The following is an 18,550-nucleotide window of genomic DNA, read 5'->3' as shown; positions in this document are numbered from 1 at the left end:
TCTTAGGTTTGATGATTGGTTGGTAATTTACCATCAGCCTGAATTTGAGAATCTTGATCAAATTTGAAGTGGATTATTTCGGGTTTTGGTTGAAATTGATCTACATTAAAACGACTGTTCAAAATTCTGATTTGAGGGTTTTTCCGTAAAAAAGTTAGATTTTGTCCAGAAATATTGGATGAAGTTTTAACAGCTAGATCGTTTTTGACACGGACTTTACTGGAATCAATTGTTAAATCTTTAAAATATAGACTAGAATGTCGTCTTAATTCGATTTTATGGTAAATTTTAGTATCCCTTAAAAGAGTCTGAGAATTTTTTTGGAACAAAAGCTGAATGGAAGTATTGTCGGCAAACAATTTACTCTTTTCAAGTGATATGCCAATGGCTTTAACTTTTCTACCAGTTAAGATTTCTGAATCTTTAAAAGAGAAGAAAGAATTTTGTCCGTAAATAGTATCCCAGTCGTCGCTTGTTTGGCGATTGATTGTAATATTATTACCGTAAACTTTAGCTCCATCATAAGCAGACAAGGTATTCTCGCCATTGGCAGTGTAACTAATATTGAGATTTTTGAAAATAATAATATTTTGGTCTCCAATGGTAAAGCTGGCATATATTGTGGTGTCATTTTTGTGGGCTGATTTCCCAATAAGGGTAATATTTCTACCGATGGTGCAAATAAAAGGATTGTCTTTTGAAAAATAAGTTCCAGGCAATAATTCAATTACATCACCATCTTTAGCGTCAATAATAGCCTTGGTGAGTTGTTCATCGTTATTATTTTGATTGCCAATTGTGATTTTCATTAAAATTCCTCCTGAAATAAAATAATTTTTGTTAAGTGTAAAATAAAAAGGACTAACAATATTGATTGCTAGTCCTTTTTACATTAATAAGTGATAATTATACACGAGTAACTTTTCCTGATTTCAATGCTCTAGCTGAAACCCATACACGTTTTGGCTTACCATCAACCATGATACGAACTTTTTGCAAGTTTGGCTTCCAAGAACGCTTTGACTGGTTAAGAGCGTGTGAACGTTTGTTACCGAACACTGTTTTACGGCCTGTAATAATATCTTTTGCCATGGGACCGACCTCCTTTGGCTACATGTTTTCTTTAAATATCACCTGACTAATTTACCATAATCAACAAATGAAATCAATAGACTAATTGTGTAATAATAGAGTTTAATATAGTTTAATTCTTTAATTCGAAATGTTGCTATGATAAAATTTTAATGTTTATGATAGCTTAGGTCCAAAGAATAGGAGGATCCAGAAATGGCAGTTACAATAAAAACAAAGCATGGTGAAATTGAAGTTTCAACAAATACTGTTGCGACAATCGTTGGTGGAGCTGCTTCTGATATCTACGGAATTGTAGGTATGGCAAGCAAAAATCAATTGCGTGATGGCATGAACACAATCCTGAACCGTGAAGACTTTTCTAGAGGAGTAGTTATTCAGCAAGAAGATGGTAAACTAGCTGTTGATGTCTACATAATCGTGGGATATGGTATTAAAATATCCGAAGTAGCAAAGAATTTAAAAGAAAAAGTAAAATATAACCTAGAAACAATGCTTGGAACACCAGCTGGCACTGTTAATGTATATGTTCAAGGAATAAAAGTTCTAGATGACATTGAATAAAGCTGGTTGGAGGGAAAACTTTTGAGCAAAGAACTAATTACCAAAAAAGAATTTTCAGATATGGTGCGAGTTGCATCACATAGACTTGAAAAAAACGCTAAGTTTGTAAACTCGTTGAATGTCTTTCCAGTTCCTGATGGGGATACTGGAACTAATATGAGTTTAACAATACAAAGTGGTTTTAAAGCAGTTAATGAATCAGAAAGCAATAATGTTGGGATACTAGGTAAAGCCCTTGCTAAGGGACTTTTGATGGGTGCACGTGGAAATTCTGGTGTTATTACATCACAGATCTTCCGTGGTTTCTCAAAAAGTATTGAGGCTAAAGATACTTTAACGGCTATGGACTTAGCTAAAGCGTTCGATGATGGTGTTAAAACAGCTTACAAGGCCGTTATGAAGCCGGTTGAGGGAACTATCTTAACTGTAGCTAGATTTGGTGCTGAAGCTGCTATGAAGAAAGTAGAGAGTACTAATGATACGATCGAAATTATGCAAGCAGTTGTAGAAGGATCTAAAGAAGGTCTTGAAAAGACGCCGTCACTATTACCAGTTTTGAAAGAAGTTGGCGTCGTTGACTCCGGTGGTCAAGGTTTGGTCTTTATTTATGAAGGTTTCTTAGAAGGTTTAAGTGGTCAAACTACTGTTGATGAAGAGTATGTGCCTGATGAGCGTGATATGACGGAAATGGTCAATGCAACTCATCACCAAACAGCTCAAGGTCATTTCAATACTGATGAAATTAAGAATGGCTACTGTACTGAAATGATGGTTGAATTGGGCAAAAATCCAACTTCAGATGAAAAATTCGATAATAATAAATTACGTGATTATTTAGATAAAATTGGTGATTCATTAATTTGTGTTGCGGATGATGAAGTAGTTAAGGTTCACGTACATACGAATTATCCATACAAAGTTTGGGAAGCTGGACGTAAATATGGTTCATTGTCAAAAATCAAAATTGATAATATGCGTTTACAACATGAAACGATCCTTGAAGAGGATGAACCTCTCCAAGAGGAAACTAATAATAAACAAAAACAAATTGACTATGCCGTAATCGCCGTTTCTTCTGGTGCAGGTTTGACTAAATTGTTTGAGAGTTTAGGAGTAACACATGTTATCAATGGTGGTCAAACGATGAATCCATCAACTAATGACATTGTTAATGCAATCAATCAATCGAATGCTAAGCGAGCTTTAGTTTTACCAAATAATGGCAATATTGTTATGGCAGCTAAGCAAGCAGTCGATCTAGCAGATATTCCAGTTGCGATTGTTAAGACCAAGACTATCTCACAAGGGATGACAGCAATGCTTTCCTTTAATCCAGAATCAGACTTGGAAGAAAACAAAGACAACATGGAAGACTCCTTAGATACTGTTAAGAGTGGTCAAATAACTCAAGCTATCCGCGATACTGAAATTGACGGTCTAAAGATCAGCAAGGGTCATTATATGGGAATTGTCGACGGTAAGATTTTGGTCGATGATTCTGATATTATTGCTGGTACTGAAAGAATGCTTGATAAGATGATTGATGAAGATAGTGAAGTCATTACGATTCTTGTCGGTCAAGATGGAAATACTGATGATGCTCAAAAGATTTCCGATTATCTGGATAATAAATATTCAGATCTTGAAACTGAGATACATCAAGGTGATCAACCGGTTTATCCATATTTGATTTCAGTTGAATAGTTAAAAGGAGGCAGTGATGAAACGTTAGTTTTGTCAGGCCTCTTTTGATTTTATTTGAGGAAAGGAGAATTTATGGATCTTAGAAAAATATCGTTAGCAACCTTGCCAGGCGTTGGACCGAAAAGGTTGGAGTCTTTGAAATCGCTAGGAATAGAAAATGTCTATGATTTGTTGTTTTATTTTCCTTTCCGCTATGAGGATATGGAAGCCAAGTCTTTAAACGATGCGACTGATCAAGAAAAAATTCTTTTAAAGGGCGTCGTTGCCAGTGATCCAGTTGTCTTTAGGTTTGGGTATAAGAAAAATCGTTTGAATGTTCGAATTCTGGTCGAAAATGAATCCGTGATGGTGACATTTTTTAATCAGCCCTGGTTAAAGGATAAATTTGAAACAGGCAGTGAAGTAGCTATTTATGGTAAATGGAATGAGAATCGTCGCTCATTAACCGGTATTAAGGTTATTGATGTCAATAGTGATGATTCGATCGATTCAGTTTATTCAGTTAATAAAAATATCCATCAAAAAACTCTAATTAATTTGATAAAGTTAGCTTTTGAAAAATATCATCAGCAAATTGAAACTGTAATTCCTGATTTTTTAAGAGAAAAGTATAAGTTATTGAATGATGAGCAAATTGTTGAGGGAATTCACTTCCCCAAAACGGCTGACCAGAGTGACGAAGCACGTCGGAGTGCTAAATTCAGAGAATTTTTCTTGTTTCAATGTGGTTTACAGAGTATTAAACTTGAAGATAGTCAAAAAAATATAGGAATCAATGAAGAGTATGATCAAGAATTTATTAATAAATTTGTTAATGAATTGCCATTTCAATTGACCAAAGCTCAAAATCGAGTGGTTAAAGAAATATTGGACGATATGTCATCAAAACATCATATGAATCGCCTTTTGCAGGGGGATGTTGGTTCAGGTAAGACAATCGTTTCAGTGATTGCTATGCTTGCTTCAGTGACGGCAGGGTATCAAGCTGCTATTATGGCGCCGACTGAAATTCTAGCACAGCAACATTTTGATAAAATCAGTAAGTTACTGTCACCGCTAAAAATTAGAACAGCCTTGTTAACTGGCTCCCAAACAAAAAAAGAACATGATTTTATCACGCAAGATATTGCTAATGGTAAAACTAATGTCATCGTGGGAACGCATGCTCTGATTCAAGCAGGGGTTGATTACAAAGACTTAGGATTGATCGTAATTGATGAACAACATCGGTTTGGGGTAAATCAACGTAAAGCCATGCGACAAAAGGGGAATAACCCTGATGTCTTAGCAATGACAGCCACGCCGATTCCGAGAACTCTAGCGATAACTACTTACGGTGATATGGACGTTTCACGAATTGATCAATTGCCGGCCGGTCGAAAAAAGATTGAAACTTATTGGATCAGAAGTCAAAAAATTCAGCAAATGTATCAATTCGTGGCTAAAGAATTAAGTACCGGAGCACAAGTTTATGTGGTAACACCGCTTATTTCTGAATCTGAAAAAATTGATTTAAAAAATGCAGAATTAATTTATGATAAATTTACGGAATTGTTTGGTCAGAAGTATAAAATAGGTTTATTGCATGGTCAGATGCCTAACGATCAAAAAGAATCCGTGATGAACGATTTCAGCAACAAAGAGATTGACGTCTTAGTATCGACTACGGTTATTGAGGTTGGAGTTGATGTCCCTAATGCCTCAGTAATGGTGATCTATGATGCTAATCGTTTTGGCTTGTCGCAGTTACATCAGCTTCGTGGTCGTGTTGGACGTGGGGAAAAACAATCGTATTGTATTCTGATTGCCGACCCTAAAAATGAAGCTGCTTTAGAAAGAATGAAAATACTAACTTCTACCAATGATGGTTTCGTTTTGGCGGAAGAAGATTTAAAAATGCGTGGTGCGGGCGATCTATTGGGGAATCGTCAATCAGGTTTGCCAGAATTTAAAGTTGGTAATCCAATCAACGATATTAATATATTAGAGGTTGCCCAAGAAGAAGCTAAGAATTTATTTGAAGATAAGAAATTGATGAATAGTTCGAAGACGGAAGTCTTAAGATCATTTATCAAAGATGAATTTGATCAGCTTAATAATTTTGATTAGTGAGGAAATAAAATGAGAATAGCTGTTGATGCAATGGGTGGAGACAATGCCCCAGAAGTAATTGTTAAGGGAATTGAACAAGCTCGCGATGAGTGGAATGATTTGGAGTTTGTCCTGTATGGAGATGAAACACGGATTAAAGATTATCTTAAAGATACTACCCGAATCTCAATTGTTCATACAGAAGAGAAAATTTTAGGAACAGATGAACCGGTGAAGGCAATTCGTTCCAAGAAGAATGCTTCAATGGTGCTGGCTGCTAAGTCAGTTAAGGAAGGCAAAAATGATGCATTATTTTCTTTAGGTAATACAGGTGCTTTACTGGCTGCTGGTATATTCATTGTTGGTCGTATTAAGCAAGTTGATCGTCCGGCATTGATGCCAACTTTGCCAGTAACAAACTCTTCTTTAGGAGTAAACGTTCTAGATGTAGGGGCTAATGCTGAAGCAAAGCCCGCCTACTTACAGCAATGGGCTATTATGGGATCGATTTATGCTCACGATGTCAAAAAAATTGATAAACCCCGAATTGCGTTATTGAATAATGGTACTGAATATGACAAGGGTGACACTTTACACAAAGAAGCTTATCAATTGCTTAAAAATACTGAAGGAATCAATTTTATTGGTAATGTTGAATCTAATAATATTTTAGCTGGCGTGGCAGATGTTATCGTTACCGATGGATTTACAGGCAACGCAGCCTTGAAGGCAACTGAGGGTACAGCAACAATTCTATTGAGTGAATTGAAGGACGCCTTGCTAAATAATGGTATTTTTACTAAAATGGGTGCAGCTGTTGTTTCGCCATCATTAAAGGGATTAAAGAAGATGTTTGATACTTCTCAAGCTGGTGGGGCGGTTTTACTTGGCTTAAAGTCGCCAGTTATTAAAGCCCATGGTGCAGCAGATGCGAAGACAGTCTATTATACTGTTAAGCAAATTAATGATATGCTACAAAACGATACTATTAATAAAGCTAATAAATACTTTGAGAAAATGAGTTCAGAAAAATAAGGGAGAAACTCCATGACAAAACAAGAAGTTTTTGACAAAATCAATTCATTGATTGCTGATAAATTTGAAGTTGAACCATCAACAATTACTAGAGAAACATCATTCACTAAGGATCTTGACGCCGATTCAATTGACCTAGTTGAATTTGTGCTTGAATTAGAAGATGCGTTTGGTTCAGAGATTCCAGATGACGATGCAGAAAAGATCACTACTGTTGATGAAGCAGTCGATTATATTTCTTCACATCAAAAATAAGGCCGCTCGGTCTTATTTTTTTATCCAGATAATTATTTAAGTTAAAAGTTTAGTATAATTAGAATTATTAGAGAGGGGACTCATTATGTTAGATCCGAAATTCTTAGAATTTTTAGATGAAAAATATGGAATTAAATTTAATGATAAGAAACTTATTGAAAGAGCGATGACTCATTCATCATTCGACAATGAGCATAAAGAATTAGGAATTGGCGATTATGAAAGATTGGAGTTTTTAGGAGATGCCGTTTTGGAAATCAATATTTCTCGTTATCTCTTTGAAAAATATCCAGAATTGCCCGAAGGAAAATTAACACGTTTAAGATCAGATATCGTTAGAACTGATAGTTTTGCTCGCTTTGCTAAAGAGATTAATATTGAAAAATATCTTTTAATTGGTAAAGGCGAAGAAAAGCAAGGAGCTCGTCAGAGACATACGTTGTTAGAGGATATTTTTGAAGCATTCAATGGTGCATTATATCTTGACCAAGGTAATCATGTGGTTAATGAATTTTTGAAAAAAGTTGTTTATCCACATATTGATTCCGGAGAATTCTCTGAAGACACTGATTTTAAAACACATTTACAAGAAAAATTACAACAATCTGGCGAAGTTGAAATTGATTACAAAGTAATCGACGAAGAAGGTCCAGATCACGATAAAAAATTTAAAGTTGAATTAATTGCTAACGGTAAGATTTTGTCCAAGGGTCTTGGTTACAGCAAGAAACACGCTGAACAAATGGCTGCCAAGAGAGCATTAGAAGAATTATAGGAGTTTAGTTTATGCCACTAAAATCATTAACGATCAATGGGTTTAAATCATTTGCTGATAAAACAAAAATCGACTTTACTAGTGGAATCACGGGTATCGTCGGACCCAATGGGAGTGGAAAATCAAATATTACTGAAGCCATTCGTTGGGTGATGGGAGAACAATCAGCAAAAAGCTTGCGTGGTGACAAGATGGTCGATGTGATTTTTGCCGGAAGTGCGACACGTCCACAGATGAATCGTGCAGAAGTTATTTTAGAGTTCGATAATCATAATCATGAGTTAAAAGCTTCTCAAGATAATATCACTATTTGTCGACGTCTCTTTAGAAATGGCGATACTGAGTTTTTGATTAATAAAAAACCTTGTCGCTTGCGTGATATTACAGAATTATTTATGGATTCAGGGATGGGAAAACAATCGTTTTCGATTATTTCTCAGGGGCGAGTTGAAGCAATCTTTAACAGTAAGCCTGTAGAGAGACGTAGCATTATTGAGGAATCCGCTGGGGTCTCTTTATTTAAACAAAAGAAACAACAAGCTGAGAATAAACTCTCAGAAACAACTGATAACTTACATCGAGTTTCTGATATTGTTTCAGAGTTGTCCAAGCAAGTAGAGCCTTTGAAAGAACAAGCCAGTATTGCTCGTGATTATCAGGAGCAAAAGAGTAAATATGATAGTATTTATCAAAAAATCTTAACGATTGAAATTAAGAAGTTATCATCGCAAAAGCACCAAATTAATAAAGAATTGCGTGAAGTTAAGATGAGTGCGCAAAATATCGCTCAACAAGTTAAAATTGCTAATAAGCAAGTTGAAGATAATAATAATGCCATTCAATCTTTAACTAAAAAAATTGATGAACATCAAAGTAAATTGACTGAAGATACCAGAAATTTAGAAGTTTATAACGGTAAAGTAGCTGTTGCAGACGAACGAAGTGGTTTCAATTCTTCCAGTCAGGAATCATTGAAAAATCAATTAACAAGTATTCAACAACAAAAAAATGACAATGAAGCTAAATTGCAAATATCGAATAAAAAATTAGCTGACTGTCAAAAACAAATTATTGATTATCAACGGCAATTAAAAGATCTTCAACAGTTAAAACAAAAAACACCGGCCGATATTCAAGATAATATTGATGAATTGCGTGATAAATATGTCAATCTATTGCAGGATCAAGTTTCTAACAATAATGAGCAGAAATTTTCACAAAAACAGTTGGATCGAATTCAAGCTTTAATTGAGGATCAGAACAATCAATTACAGACAGTGAATGAAGGTCTACAGGATTCGCAAAGCAAACGACAAGCTATTCAAGAGCAAATTAAATCTTTAGTAGCTAATAATAAATCCTTAATTGAACATGACGAAAAGCTTAGTGTTTCAATTGAAAAAGTAACTGAGACAGGTAAAAATGAGAATCGCAATTATTTAAATATCTTAGAAGGACTTCAAGAAATAAAAGCGCGCAAAAAAGTTCTGGAGAACATGGAAGAGGAACATGCTGGCTTCTTCGAAGGGGCTAAAAATGTTTTAAATAATCAAAATCTTACGGGAATAGTTGGAGCTATTGCGGAATTGATTTCAGTACCCAAGGATTATCAATTGGCCATTGAAACAGTTGTTAGTAATCAATTACAGTCGATAGTTACGGAAAATGAAGTGGCAGCTAAAAAAGCTATTGGTTTTTTGCGTCAAAGTCGTGGTGGACGGGCAACGTTCTTGCCTATAAATATTATTAAACCCCGTAATGTTTACACTAATGATTTGAACAAAGCCCAAGCAATCGCGGGTTTTGTTGGAGTCGCTAGTGACTTGATTCAATATGATTCCAAAGTCGAAAATATTGTTAAGAATATTTTAGGAAATCTATTAGTTGCCCAAAATATTGATGTAGCAACGAAAATTTCCGCTGCAGTAGGTCGAAAATATCGTGTTGTAACGCTGGATGGGAATGTTGTAAATGCTGGTGGTTCGTTAACTGGTGGGCAACAACGTCGAGTTAATTCGAATATTTTGACTAGAAAAGAAGATTTAACGGCTTTAACAACGGAACTTTCTAAAAGAGAAATACTATTAGATCAGAAACAAAAATCAGTACAAGACTTACGTCAAGAGTTGATCGCATTAAATGCGGAGAAGAAAACAGCTGATGAAAAATTAAGTAGTTTTACGCAAGAAAAAAATCAGCTAGAAAATTCGATGTCGACACATCAGAATGAGGAAAAACATTTTAACGAACATTTGGAAGTCATTCAATATGGATTAACGAACAATCGAACTGAGGAAGCTGAATTAAAGAATAATCTGCAAAAGCAAGTGCAAAAGTCTGATGATATTAGAAAACAAATTGACCAAGTCCAAGCCGACATTAAACAAAAGGAAAAATTATTAGCCGACTTTGATACTGAATTGAGTTCTATTAATGAAAACGAGCAATCCTTACAAACAAAATTAGCGGTTGTAAGAAGTAACCATGAGAATGAACAATCTCAAAATGATGAATTACAAAAGAGACAAGTAAATCTTGTTCAGCAATTAGAAAACATTCAGACTAATTTAAAAACTTTGAATTCTGAAAAAGATAAGCTTAATATGAGTAGCTCAGAAGTTAAGAAACACATTGCTGAATTGAAAAAAGAAATTGATAACTTACAGAAAGTGGTTGCTGACTTAAAGAGTGAAAGACAACAGCAGCAGACTTTAGCAACTGATCTGAATGCCAAAGCGCAACGCAATTTTGATTTGCAAAAGAGCGCTTCAGATCAACAAGAAGGTTTAGCCATCCAAGATACTAAACTGTCTAATGAAATCAATAGTCGCTTGGATACGTTATCTAAGGAGTATCAATTGACTTATGAGGCTTCCTTATTGGAATTAAATAAGGGCGATTATGATCAAGATGAATTACAAAAAGAAGCACGTCTGCTTAAGATGGGAATTGAAGAATTAGGGGATGTTAATCTGTCTGCTATTGCTGAATATGATAAAGTAAAGGATAGATATGAATTCTTAACCCAACAACAAAATGATCTCTTGAAAGCTCGAGCACAGTTGTTAGAAACAATGTCCGAAATGGATAAGGAAGTCACAACTAGATTCAAGAAGACTTTCGATGACGTGGCGAATGCTTTTGAAGTTATTTTTCCAGAGATGTTTGCTGGAGGACGGGCCAAATTAGTTTTGACGCAACCAGATGATCTTTTGGAAACGGGAATTGAGATCATTGCTCAACCACCTGGGAAGAAATTCCAACGTTTAAGTCTGTTATCTGGTGGGGAAAAAGCTTTGACGGCAATAACTTTATTATTTGCTATCATTAAAGTTAAACCAGTTCCATTTTGTATCTTGGATGAAGTTGAAGCTTCTTTGGATGATGCAAATGTATATCGCTTTGCTAATTACTTGAATCAATATGATGACAATACAGAATTTATTGTTATTACCCACCGTAAAGGGACGATGATGAATGTAAATCGTCTTTACGGAGTAACCATGGAAGAATCCGGTGTATCTCGGATGCTATCTGTCGAAGTCAAAGGATAAGGAGTTAATTATGGGATTATTTGATCGTATTAAAAAGGCTTTTACTGGGAAAGATAATTCTGAATCTAAAAAAGACGAAGAATTAGAAAAGAAATCCCAAGAAACTGACCAAAGTACTGAAACTGATAAAACTTCTACTGATTCCGATAAAGGAGAAGAAGTCACTGAACCAAAACCAACCACAGAGGATACAGAAGAGAAAGTAAAAGAAGCCACACCAGAGACTAAAGAATCAGCAGAGTCTGCTTCGAGCGATGATCAAAAAGTTGAATCGACGGTTGAAAAGGAAGTAACGTCAACCGAAAAAGTAGATTTGAATTCAACTGAAAGTGATAAGAAAATTGTTTCTGAGACAAAGCCAGACGAAATTGAATCAACAAAAGAATCTGTTAAGACAAACGAGGCTGAGAACACTTCTGAAGAGACCGTTACTGAAACTAGTGAATCTACTAATGATAAACTACAAGAAGAAACACCAGAAAAAGCACCAACAACACCAAAAGAAACTTCAAAAGAGGAATCTAAAAACGACGTTGAAGAATATGACGAGGGTCTAAAGAAGAGTCGTAATTCATTTAGTGCCCGCTTTAATCGCTTTTTGGCAAACTTTAGAAGTGTTGATGAAGACTTTTTCGATGATTTGGAAGAGTTGTTGATTGAGTCTGATGTTGGCTATGAAACGGCTGTACGAATCTCTGATGAATTGCGTGAAGAAGTAAAATTAGAAAATGCTAAGAAGCGTTCTGACGTTTCTAACGTAATTGTAAAGAAATTAGTTGATATGTACGGTGAAGAAGGGAAAGATGAAGATAATAGTTTGAAATTCAGTACTGATAAGACACCGACAATATTTCTATTTGTTGGAGTCAATGGTGCTGGTAAGACAACAACAATTGGAAAGTTGGCTCATCGTTATCAACAAGAAGGTAAAAAGGTCCTTTTAGCTGCGGGAGATACTTTTAGAGCGGGAGCCATTGAACAATTGCAAGAATGGGGTAAACGTGTTAATGTTCCTGTTCAAGCAAGTAAGGCGCATACTGATCCAGCCTCAGTGGTTTATGACGCTGTTCAAAGAGCTATCAATGAAGATTTTGATATTCTACTAGTTGACACAGCAGGCCGTTTGCAAAATAAAGAGGGTTTGATGCGTGAGCTTGAAAAGATTAAACGTGTCATTACTCGTGAGTTACCAGAAGCACCACAAGAAGTTCTCTTGGTATTAGATGGTTCGACAGGACAAAACGCCCTAAGCCAAGCTAAGCAATTTAATGAAACGACAGCTGTATCAGGAATCGTTTTGACAAAATTGGATGGTAGTTCCCAAGGTGGAATTGTCTTAGCCATTCGAAATGAGTTGCACATACCAGTTAAACTAGTTGGTTTGGGCGAACAGATGGATGATTTACGTGACTTTGATCCTGAGAAATTTATTTATGGACTCTTCAAAGAGTTGATTGTTGGGGCTTCTGATAAGTAGATGGATATTGATGAGACGACACGGATCAATCTTTTATACAATTTTTATCATTCACTGTTGACCAAGAAACAGAGTCGCTATTTAGACCTTTACTATGTTGAGGATTTTTCCTTGAGCGAAATTTCTGAGCAATTAGAAGTTTCACGACAGGCGGTCTTAGACAACTTACATCGATCAGTGAATCTTTTAGAATCTTTTGAAAGAGAATTGGGATTGATTGAGAAAACGACTGAAATAGATGATATTGCTGAAAAATTGCAGTTACTAGTTGAAAAGAAGTATTCTGGTGATACTGAATTATTAAAATTAGTTCAAAGAATTTCGAAAATAAATGAAAAATAATAGGAGTAGGATATGGCTTTTGAAGGATTAAGCGAACGTTTGCAAAAAGTTTTCTCAGCCTTAAAAGGTAAAGGAAAGCTTTCTGATGAAGATATCCGTAAAGTTATGCGTGAAGTACGTATGGCTTTACTTGAAGCGGATGTTAATTTTGATGTTGTAAAGAAATTCGTTAAAACAGTAAGAGAACGTGCACTAGGCGCCGAAGTTATGGAAAGTCTGACGCCCTCGCAACAAGTTATTAAAATTGTTGATGAGGAATTAACTAAGTTAATGGGCCAGGAAGCTGTCCCACTAAACAAATCACCACATATACCGACAATCATTATGATGGTTGGTCTTCAAGGTGCTGGTAAAACTACTACAGCTGGAAAACTAGCTAATTATCTGAAAGATAAAGAAAAGGCTCGTCCTTTATTTATTGCCGGAGATGTTTATCGTCCAGCTGCAGTTGAACAATTAAAGACTATTGGACAGCAATTAGATGTTCCAGTTTATGATGAGGGTACTGAACACAATCCGGTTGATATTGTTCGCAATGGTTTAAAAGTAGCTGACGAGAATAAAAATGATTATGTCATTATTGATACGGCTGGTCGATTGGAAATTGATCAACAATTGATGGACGAATTGACCAAAATCAAAGCGTTGGCTGAACCAAATGAAATTCTTTTCGTTGCTGACTCTATGACTGGTCAAGTTGCAGCTAAGGTTGCTCAAGGATTTGATCAACAATTAGATATCACTGGTGTGGTATTGACTAAGTTGGATGGTGATACCCGTGGTGGTGCTGCTCTTTCAATTCGTTCCGTTACCGGTAAACCTATCAAGTTCATTGGTCAAGGTGAGAAGTTAGATCAATTAGATGTCTTCCATCCAGATCGTATGGCCAACCGAATCCTTGGTATGGGTGATATGCTGACCTTGATTGAAAAGGCTCAGACTGATTACGACGAAAAACAAGCTAAGCAAGTTGCAGAAAAAATTCGTGAGAATAGTTTTGACTTCAATGATTTTATTGATCAAATGGACCAGATTCAAAAAATGGGTCCACTAGATGAAATTATGAAGATGATTCCAGGTATGGCTAATAATCCTCAATTAGCCAACATCAATATTGGTGAAAAAGATATTGCCCATTTAAAAGCAATCGTCTTTTCGATGACACCTCAAGAGCGTGAAAATCCTGATATGTTGAATCCTTCGAGAAGAAGAAGAATTGCAAAGGGTTCCGGTCAAAGCGTGCAGTATGTTAACAGAATGATCAAACAATTTAAGCAGTCACGTGAAATGATGAATAAGATGAGTAAAGGTAACATGGCTGGAATGGATCAATTGATGGGCAATGGAATGCAAGGACGTTTGGGTAAGATGGCTATGCATTCAATGGTCAGAAAGAGTAAGAAGCGTAAAAAGAAACGCTTAAAGAAAATCAAACGTTTCAAATCGTAAAAAAATCAAGTGGTGTAAAGAAAAAAACTTTACAGCACTCTTTTTTTTGTGTATACTAACGAAGTTAAGTATTTAGGAGGAAACAAATACATGTCAGTTAAAATTAGAATGAAACGTATGGGTAGTAAGTTACGCCCATTTTATAGATTAGTTGTTGCAGATTCACGTTCACCACGTGATGGCCGCTTTATCGAACAAGTTGGTTACTACAACCCAATCTCACAACCAGAAGAAATCAAACTTGATGATGACAAGATCGTTGAATGGTTAAACAAAGGTGCACAACCTTCAGATACAGTTCGTCACTTGTTGAAACAACATGGTATTATGCAAAAGTTCCATGAAAGCAAGTATACAAAATAGTAATTTTGATGGGACCAGACGAAACTATGTTTTGTCTCGGTCCTATTTTATTTATTGCGGAGGAAAAATGGCTGAAAAATTATATCGAGTTGGTACTATTGTCAATACGCATGGTATTAAAGGCGAATTAAAAGTCGTTCCAATTACAGATTTTCCAGAAGATCGTTTTAAAAGTGGTTCCAAGTTATTCTTTAAAAAGAATAAGACTACTGAAGAGTTCATCGTTGAATCAGCCCGTAAGCACAAACAATTTGTGCTTTTAAAGTTGAAAGGCTATGACAATATCAATGACGTTGAAAAGTATGTTAAGTCAGAATTGTTTGCCGAAGGCGAGCTTACTTCGGAGTTAAATGACGGCGAGTTTCTTTATAAACAAATTATTGGATTAAAAGTTGTGGATAAGGAATTAGGCGAAATTGGTCAGATAACTGAAATCATGGAATTAGGATCAAATGACGTGTGGGTCGTTAAAGGAACTAAGTATAAGGAAGTCCTTTTGCCTTATATTAAGGATGTTATTAAGAAAGTCGATCTCGACAAAAAAGTTGTTGAGGTTGAAATACCGGATGGATTGATAGATTAATGGATATTACAATTTTAAGCATTTTTCCAAGAATGTTTCAGGCACTAAATGAGTCTTTGATTGGTAAAGCTCAGGAACGTGGATTAGTCAATATTGACGTAGTTGATTTTCGTGACTTTACAACTAACAAGCAACATCATGTCGATGACACAACCTACGGCGGTGGAGCAGGGATGTTGTTGCAAGCACAGCCTATTTATGATGCTATGGAACACGTTGAAGCAAAAAAGCCGGGCAAAAAAAGAGTCGTCTTATTAGATCCAGCAGGAAAAACCTTCAACACGAAAATGGCACGTGATTTTGCCAAGGAAGACCAATTAGTTTTTATTTGCGGTCATTATGAAGGTTTTGATGAGCGGGTAAAGGATTTAGTGACTGATGAAGTTTCAATTGGAGATTATATCTTAACGGGTGGAGAATTACCTACGATGAGTATGATTGATGCAACTTTACGATTCGTGCCTGGAGTTCTTGGTAATTCATTTTCTGCAGAAGAGGAGTCATTCTCTAATGGATTACTAGAATACCCTCAATACACTAAGCCGGCCGATTTCCGCGGTAAAAAGGTCCCTGAGGTATTAACTAGTGGGGATCATGAAAAGATTCGTCTTTGGCGCTTAACGCAAGCTTTGAAGAAGACTTTAGAACGTCGTCCTGATTTATTAGAAACAGCTAAACTGACTGATGAAGAAAAAAAGCTTTTGCGTGAAATTCGTCAAAATAGATAGTTTACAATTTCGTTCAAATAAAGTATCATTGTAAGAGTGTTTGGACACATATTAACGATATTCCGCTGTATGTCAGAGATATATAAGAGTGTCGAATAGGGAGAAATTATTAATGAATAACTTAATTCAAGATATTACTAAAGAACAATTACGTTCTGACATTCCTGACTTTCGTAGTGGTGACACTGTTCGTGTACATGCTAAGGTTGTCGAAGGTAGCCGTGAACGTATTCAATTATTTGAAGGTGTCGTAATCAAGAGACATGGTTCAGGTATCAGTGCTACATACACTGTTCGTAAGATGAGTAATGGTGTTGGTGTTGAAAGAACATTCCCATTAAACACACCACGTGTTGAACAAATCGAAGTTATCAGACATGGTCGTGTACGTCGTAGCAAGCTTTACTACCTACGTGCTCGTACAGGTAAGGCTGCTCGTATTAAAGAACTCCGTCGCGACTAATTTAATACAGCATAATTAAAAAACTCTAACAACAAGTTTGAACTTGTTATTAGAGTTTTTTTTAGTTAGCTAGTTGATTATAGTATTCTAAGTAAAATTCAGTTGGTGATAAGCCGATGATTTTAGTCACACTAGTGTTTCTAGGTTCGGGAATACTCATCATATCTTTGGGCTGCAAAATGCCTAAAGCAGCCGCCTTAATTGTGAAACCATGAGTAACACAAATGATTTTTTCGTCAGGGAATTTAGCTACAGAATCTAGTAAAAAACTATTGACGCGTTTAATTACGTCGGTAAACTTTTCGCCCTCAGTGGCATAATTAGAATAGATTGGCTTGGCGTCATTCCAGTAATCGTTATAAGCATCAGGATAAGCCTTTCTTAAATCAGCATTTTTTCTTCCATCCCATTGACCATAGGAAATTTCTCTTAGTCGATTATCATAAGTGATTGGCAAATTAGTAGAAGAATTTAAAATATCAGCTGTCTGTTGGGCCCTTTTTAAGGGACTACAGATAATTCGATCAGCAAAACTGATATCAAATTTATCTTTTAAAGTTTTGGCCTGCTCTTGTCCATGTTCATTTAAATATGTGATTTCAGTATTAATATTGCCTTGTTTCATTTTTAGAACATTTGCCTTGGTCTGTCCGTGGCGAATTAGGTAGAATTCAGTCATTTGTTGCTCCTTTTCGATAAAAAAAGCCACTCACAATTGTAAGTGGTTAGAATTAAAAGATTTGTGAACGATATAATCCAACAACTTTACCAATTATTTCGACACTATCTAAAATAATTGGGTCCATTGTATCGTTTTCAGGTTGTAGGCGGTAATGTCCATTTTCTTGATAGAATCTCTTACATGTAGCCTCAATATCCTCAGTCATAGCAATTACGATTTCGCCATTGTTAGCAAAGTTTTGCTCATGTACAATAACGTGATCACCATCATAAATTCCACAGTTAATCATACTTTCGCCATGAATCTCAAGCATGAATAATTCACCGGACTCACGATTAAGGTCAGGTGGAATTGGGAAGTAACCATCAGGATTACGTTCAGCTGTGATTGGCTGACCCGCAGCGACAGCACCCAAAATAGGGATCTGTTTAGATTTGATACCGATAGAATTCAAACCGGCACCAGTTAATTCAATTGCCCTAGGTTTAGTAGGGTCGCGTTGAATGAAACCTTTCTTCTCGAGACGAGATAGGTGACCATGGACCGTCGATGTAGACGATAGATTCACCGCTTCACAGATCTCTCTGACAGTTGGTGGATAGCCATGTTCATCTAAATAATCATAAATACATTGTAAAATTTGTGACTGTTTAGAGCCTTCAGCTTTTGACATTAGAACACCTCATTGTTAATATCTTAGTTAGATTGTATCAAAATATAGGTGCAAGTTCAAACAAGTGTTCGATATAATAAGGGGAATTGAAAATTATGAACGAACAAGAGAAATTATTAAAAAGAATCAACGAACTAGCTCACAAAGCTAAGGACGGAACAATTACTAAAGAAGAAGAAGATCAGCAAGCTGAGCTTAGAAAAGAATATTTAAAGAACTTTCGAGCAAGTTTTAGATCACAACTAGAAATGACTCGTGTCTTTGATAAGCAAGGAAATGAGGTCACTCCCGAAAAAGTTAGAGAAATTCAACGTAAAAAGGGACTTCGTGACGATTAACACTTTCAATTAGTAGTTTTTTTTTGTAATATTAGTAGATGTATGGAAAGGGTGAAACATAAATGGGAACAACAATAATCGTTGGTATCTTAGCCTTATTAATCGGATTAGTCGGCGGATTCTTTATTGCCAGATGGTATATGAAGAAATACTTCCAAGATAATCCACCAATTAGTGCGGATATGATCAAACAAATGATGGCCCAAATGGGACAAAAACCATCACAAAAGAAGCTTAACCAATTAATGAGTACTATGAAAGCTTCACAAAAGAAGAAGTAGGAAAAGCTTTTGAGATTGAAATAACTCTCAGATATTTAATGAAAATAGGTCCAATAACTCGATTTCGGGTTATTGGACCTATTTTTGTGGAATTAATTTAT

At 35.8% G+C, this 18,550-nt stretch carries 20 protein-coding genes; 16 read left to right on the top strand and 4 right to left on the bottom strand.

What is annotated here, in order from left to right:
• Positions 1–2 precede the first annotated feature (2 nt).
• Positions 3–809 (bottom strand): DUF1565 domain-containing protein, encoded by an 807-nt coding sequence (locus LA20249_RS04025; RefSeq protein WP_057740131.1) that lies wholly within the window; start codon positions 807–809, stop codon positions 3–5.
• Between the two features lie 97 nt (positions 810–906).
• Positions 907–1,092 (bottom strand): 50S ribosomal protein L28, encoded by a 186-nt coding sequence (gene rpmB, locus LA20249_RS04020; protein ID WP_010019437.1) that lies wholly within the window; start codon positions 1,090–1,092, stop codon positions 907–909.
• A gap of 195 nt (positions 1,093–1,287) precedes the next feature.
• On the opposite strand from rpmB, the gene LA20249_RS04015 reads away from it, so the two are divergent.
• From LA20249_RS04015 to rplS, 14 genes are all read left to right on the top strand, one after another.
• The gene (locus tag LA20249_RS04015; protein WP_057740133.1) at positions 1,288–1,656 is read left to right on the top strand and encodes an Asp23/Gls24 family envelope stress response protein; all 369 of its coding nucleotides are present in this window, start codon (positions 1,288–1,290) and stop codon (positions 1,654–1,656) included.
• 21 nt (positions 1,657–1,677) lie between these two features.
• Complete coding sequence (locus tag LA20249_RS04010; protein WP_101836867.1) at positions 1,678–3,360, top strand: DAK2 domain-containing protein; 1,683 nt, start codon at positions 1,678–1,680, stop codon at positions 3,358–3,360.
• A 72-nt stretch (positions 3,361–3,432) separates the two neighbouring features.
• Positions 3,433–5,469 (top strand): ATP-dependent DNA helicase RecG, encoded by a 2,037-nt coding sequence (gene recG, locus LA20249_RS04005; RefSeq protein ID WP_057740135.1) that lies wholly within the window; start codon positions 3,433–3,435, stop codon positions 5,467–5,469.
• A 12-nt stretch (positions 5,470–5,481) separates the two neighbouring features.
• On the top strand, positions 5,482–6,486 hold the full coding sequence (gene plsX, locus LA20249_RS04000) for a phosphate acyltransferase PlsX (protein WP_057740137.1): 1,005 nt from the start codon (positions 5,482–5,484) through the stop codon (positions 6,484–6,486).
• 12 nt (positions 6,487–6,498) lie between these two features.
• Complete coding sequence (acpP, locus tag LA20249_RS03995; RefSeq protein ID WP_057740139.1) at positions 6,499–6,741, top strand: acyl carrier protein; 243 nt, start codon at positions 6,499–6,501, stop codon at positions 6,739–6,741.
• An 85-nt stretch (positions 6,742–6,826) separates the two neighbouring features.
• Positions 6,827–7,516, top strand: a complete 690-nt coding sequence (rnc, locus tag LA20249_RS03990) for a ribonuclease III (RefSeq protein ID WP_057740141.1) — start codon at positions 6,827–6,829, stop codon at positions 7,514–7,516.
• 11 nt (positions 7,517–7,527) lie between these two features.
• Entirely contained in the window at positions 7,528–11,070 is a 3,543-nt protein-coding gene (gene smc / locus LA20249_RS03985) for a chromosome segregation protein SMC (RefSeq protein ID WP_057740142.1), read from the top strand.
• A 10-nt stretch (positions 11,071–11,080) separates the two neighbouring features.
• Positions 11,081–12,547 (top strand): signal recognition particle-docking protein FtsY, encoded by a 1,467-nt coding sequence (gene ftsY, locus LA20249_RS03980; RefSeq protein WP_057740143.1) that lies wholly within the window; start codon positions 11,081–11,083, stop codon positions 12,545–12,547.
• Positions 12,548–12,889, top strand: a complete 342-nt coding sequence (gene ylxM / locus LA20249_RS03975; protein WP_057740144.1) for a YlxM family DNA-binding protein — start codon at positions 12,548–12,550, stop codon at positions 12,887–12,889.
• 12 nt (positions 12,890–12,901) lie between these two features.
• Positions 12,902–14,338, top strand: coding sequence for a signal recognition particle protein (ffh, locus tag LA20249_RS03970; protein ID WP_057740146.1), 1,437 nt, complete (start codon positions 12,902–12,904; stop codon positions 14,336–14,338).
• Between the two features lie 90 nt (positions 14,339–14,428).
• Positions 14,429–14,701: a 30S ribosomal protein S16 gene (rpsP, locus tag LA20249_RS03965; protein ID WP_057740148.1), complete on the top strand. Its 273-nt coding sequence runs from the start codon at positions 14,429–14,431 to the stop codon at positions 14,699–14,701.
• Between the two features lie 67 nt (positions 14,702–14,768).
• Positions 14,769–15,284 (top strand): ribosome maturation factor RimM, encoded by a 516-nt coding sequence (gene rimM / locus LA20249_RS03960; RefSeq protein ID WP_057740151.1) that lies wholly within the window; start codon positions 14,769–14,771, stop codon positions 15,282–15,284.
• Positions 15,284–16,012, top strand: coding sequence for a tRNA (guanosine(37)-N1)-methyltransferase TrmD (gene trmD, locus LA20249_RS03955; protein ID WP_057740153.1), 729 nt, complete (start codon positions 15,284–15,286; stop codon positions 16,010–16,012). Before rimM ends, trmD begins: the two co-directional genes overlap by 1 nt.
• Positions 16,013–16,124: 112 nt before the next feature.
• Positions 16,125–16,475, top strand: a complete 351-nt coding sequence (rplS, locus tag LA20249_RS03950; RefSeq protein WP_057740155.1) for a 50S ribosomal protein L19 — start codon at positions 16,125–16,127, stop codon at positions 16,473–16,475.
• A 61-nt stretch (positions 16,476–16,536) separates the two neighbouring features.
• On the opposite strand, the gene LA20249_RS03945 is transcribed toward rplS, so the two are convergent.
• Both LA20249_RS03945 and lexA read right to left on the bottom strand, forming a co-directional pair.
• Positions 16,537–17,154 carry a histidine phosphatase family protein gene (locus LA20249_RS03945; RefSeq protein WP_057740157.1) on the bottom strand — a complete coding sequence of 206 codons (618 nt, stop codon included), beginning with the start codon at positions 17,152–17,154 and terminating at the stop codon, positions 16,537–16,539.
• Positions 17,155–17,206: 52 nt separating this feature from the next.
• Positions 17,207–17,830, bottom strand: coding sequence for a transcriptional repressor LexA (gene lexA, locus LA20249_RS03940; protein ID WP_057740159.1), 624 nt, complete (start codon positions 17,828–17,830; stop codon positions 17,207–17,209).
• 95 nt (positions 17,831–17,925) lie between these two features.
• Between lexA and LA20249_RS03935 the strand changes: the two genes are divergently transcribed.
• Complete coding sequence (locus LA20249_RS03935; RefSeq protein WP_057740161.1) at positions 17,926–18,168, top strand: DUF896 domain-containing protein; 243 nt, start codon at positions 17,926–17,928, stop codon at positions 18,166–18,168.
• A gap of 62 nt (positions 18,169–18,230) precedes the next feature.
• A complete protein-coding gene (locus tag LA20249_RS03930) occupies positions 18,231–18,449 on the top strand; it encodes a YneF family protein (RefSeq protein ID WP_056951281.1) in 219 nt (72 codons plus the stop codon).
• Positions 18,450–18,550 lie beyond the last annotated feature (101 nt).

The organism is Companilactobacillus alimentarius DSM 20249, from assembly GCF_002849895.1.
Lineage (GTDB): Bacteria > Bacillota > Bacilli > Lactobacillales > Lactobacillaceae > Companilactobacillus > Companilactobacillus alimentarius.
This window is presented reverse-complemented; position numbering and strand designations above follow the sequence as displayed.

What these genes read in the sequence shown, in the direction of transcription:
- trmD (WP_057740153.1), top strand. Translation starts at nt 15,284, where the DNA reads ATGGATATTACAATTTTAAGCATTTTTCCAAGAATGTTTCAGGCACTA.
- rpmB (WP_010019437.1), bottom strand. Translation starts at nt 1,092, where the DNA reads ATGGCAAAAGATATTATTACAGGCCGTAAAACAGTGTTCGGTAACAAA.
- rpsP (WP_057740148.1), top strand. Translation starts at nt 14,429, where the DNA reads ATGTCAGTTAAAATTAGAATGAAACGTATGGGTAGTAAGTTACGCCCA.
- acpP (WP_057740139.1), top strand. Translation starts at nt 6,499, where the DNA reads ATGACAAAACAAGAAGTTTTTGACAAAATCAATTCATTGATTGCTGAT.
- LA20249_RS04015 (WP_057740133.1), top strand. Translation starts at nt 1,288, where the DNA reads ATGGCAGTTACAATAAAAACAAAGCATGGTGAAATTGAAGTTTCAACA.
- rplS (WP_057740155.1), top strand. Translation starts at nt 16,125, where the DNA reads ATGAATAACTTAATTCAAGATATTACTAAAGAACAATTACGTTCTGAC.
- rimM (WP_057740151.1), top strand. Translation starts at nt 14,769, where the DNA reads ATGGCTGAAAAATTATATCGAGTTGGTACTATTGTCAATACGCATGGT.
- recG (WP_057740135.1), top strand. Translation starts at nt 3,433, where the DNA reads ATGGATCTTAGAAAAATATCGTTAGCAACCTTGCCAGGCGTTGGACCG.
- ffh (WP_057740146.1), top strand. Translation starts at nt 12,902, where the DNA reads ATGGCTTTTGAAGGATTAAGCGAACGTTTGCAAAAAGTTTTCTCAGCC.
- smc (WP_057740142.1), top strand. Translation starts at nt 7,528, where the DNA reads ATGCCACTAAAATCATTAACGATCAATGGGTTTAAATCATTTGCTGAT.
- LA20249_RS03935 (WP_057740161.1), top strand. Translation starts at nt 17,926, where the DNA reads ATGAACGAACAAGAGAAATTATTAAAAAGAATCAACGAACTAGCTCAC.
- lexA (WP_057740159.1), bottom strand. Translation starts at nt 17,830, where the DNA reads ATGTCAAAAGCTGAAGGCTCTAAACAGTCACAAATTTTACAATGTATT.
- ylxM (WP_057740144.1), top strand. Translation starts at nt 12,548, where the DNA reads ATGGATATTGATGAGACGACACGGATCAATCTTTTATACAATTTTTAT.
- plsX (WP_057740137.1), top strand. Translation starts at nt 5,482, where the DNA reads ATGAGAATAGCTGTTGATGCAATGGGTGGAGACAATGCCCCAGAAGTA.
- ftsY (WP_057740143.1), top strand. Translation starts at nt 11,081, where the DNA reads ATGGGATTATTTGATCGTATTAAAAAGGCTTTTACTGGGAAAGATAAT.
- LA20249_RS03945 (WP_057740157.1), bottom strand. Translation starts at nt 17,154, where the DNA reads ATGACTGAATTCTACCTAATTCGCCACGGACAGACCAAGGCAAATGTT.
- rnc (WP_057740141.1), top strand. Translation starts at nt 6,827, where the DNA reads ATGTTAGATCCGAAATTCTTAGAATTTTTAGATGAAAAATATGGAATT.
- LA20249_RS03930 (WP_056951281.1), top strand. Translation starts at nt 18,231, where the DNA reads ATGGGAACAACAATAATCGTTGGTATCTTAGCCTTATTAATCGGATTA.
- LA20249_RS04025 (WP_057740131.1), bottom strand. Translation starts at nt 809, where the DNA reads ATGAAAATCACAATTGGCAATCAAAATAATAACGATGAACAACTCACC.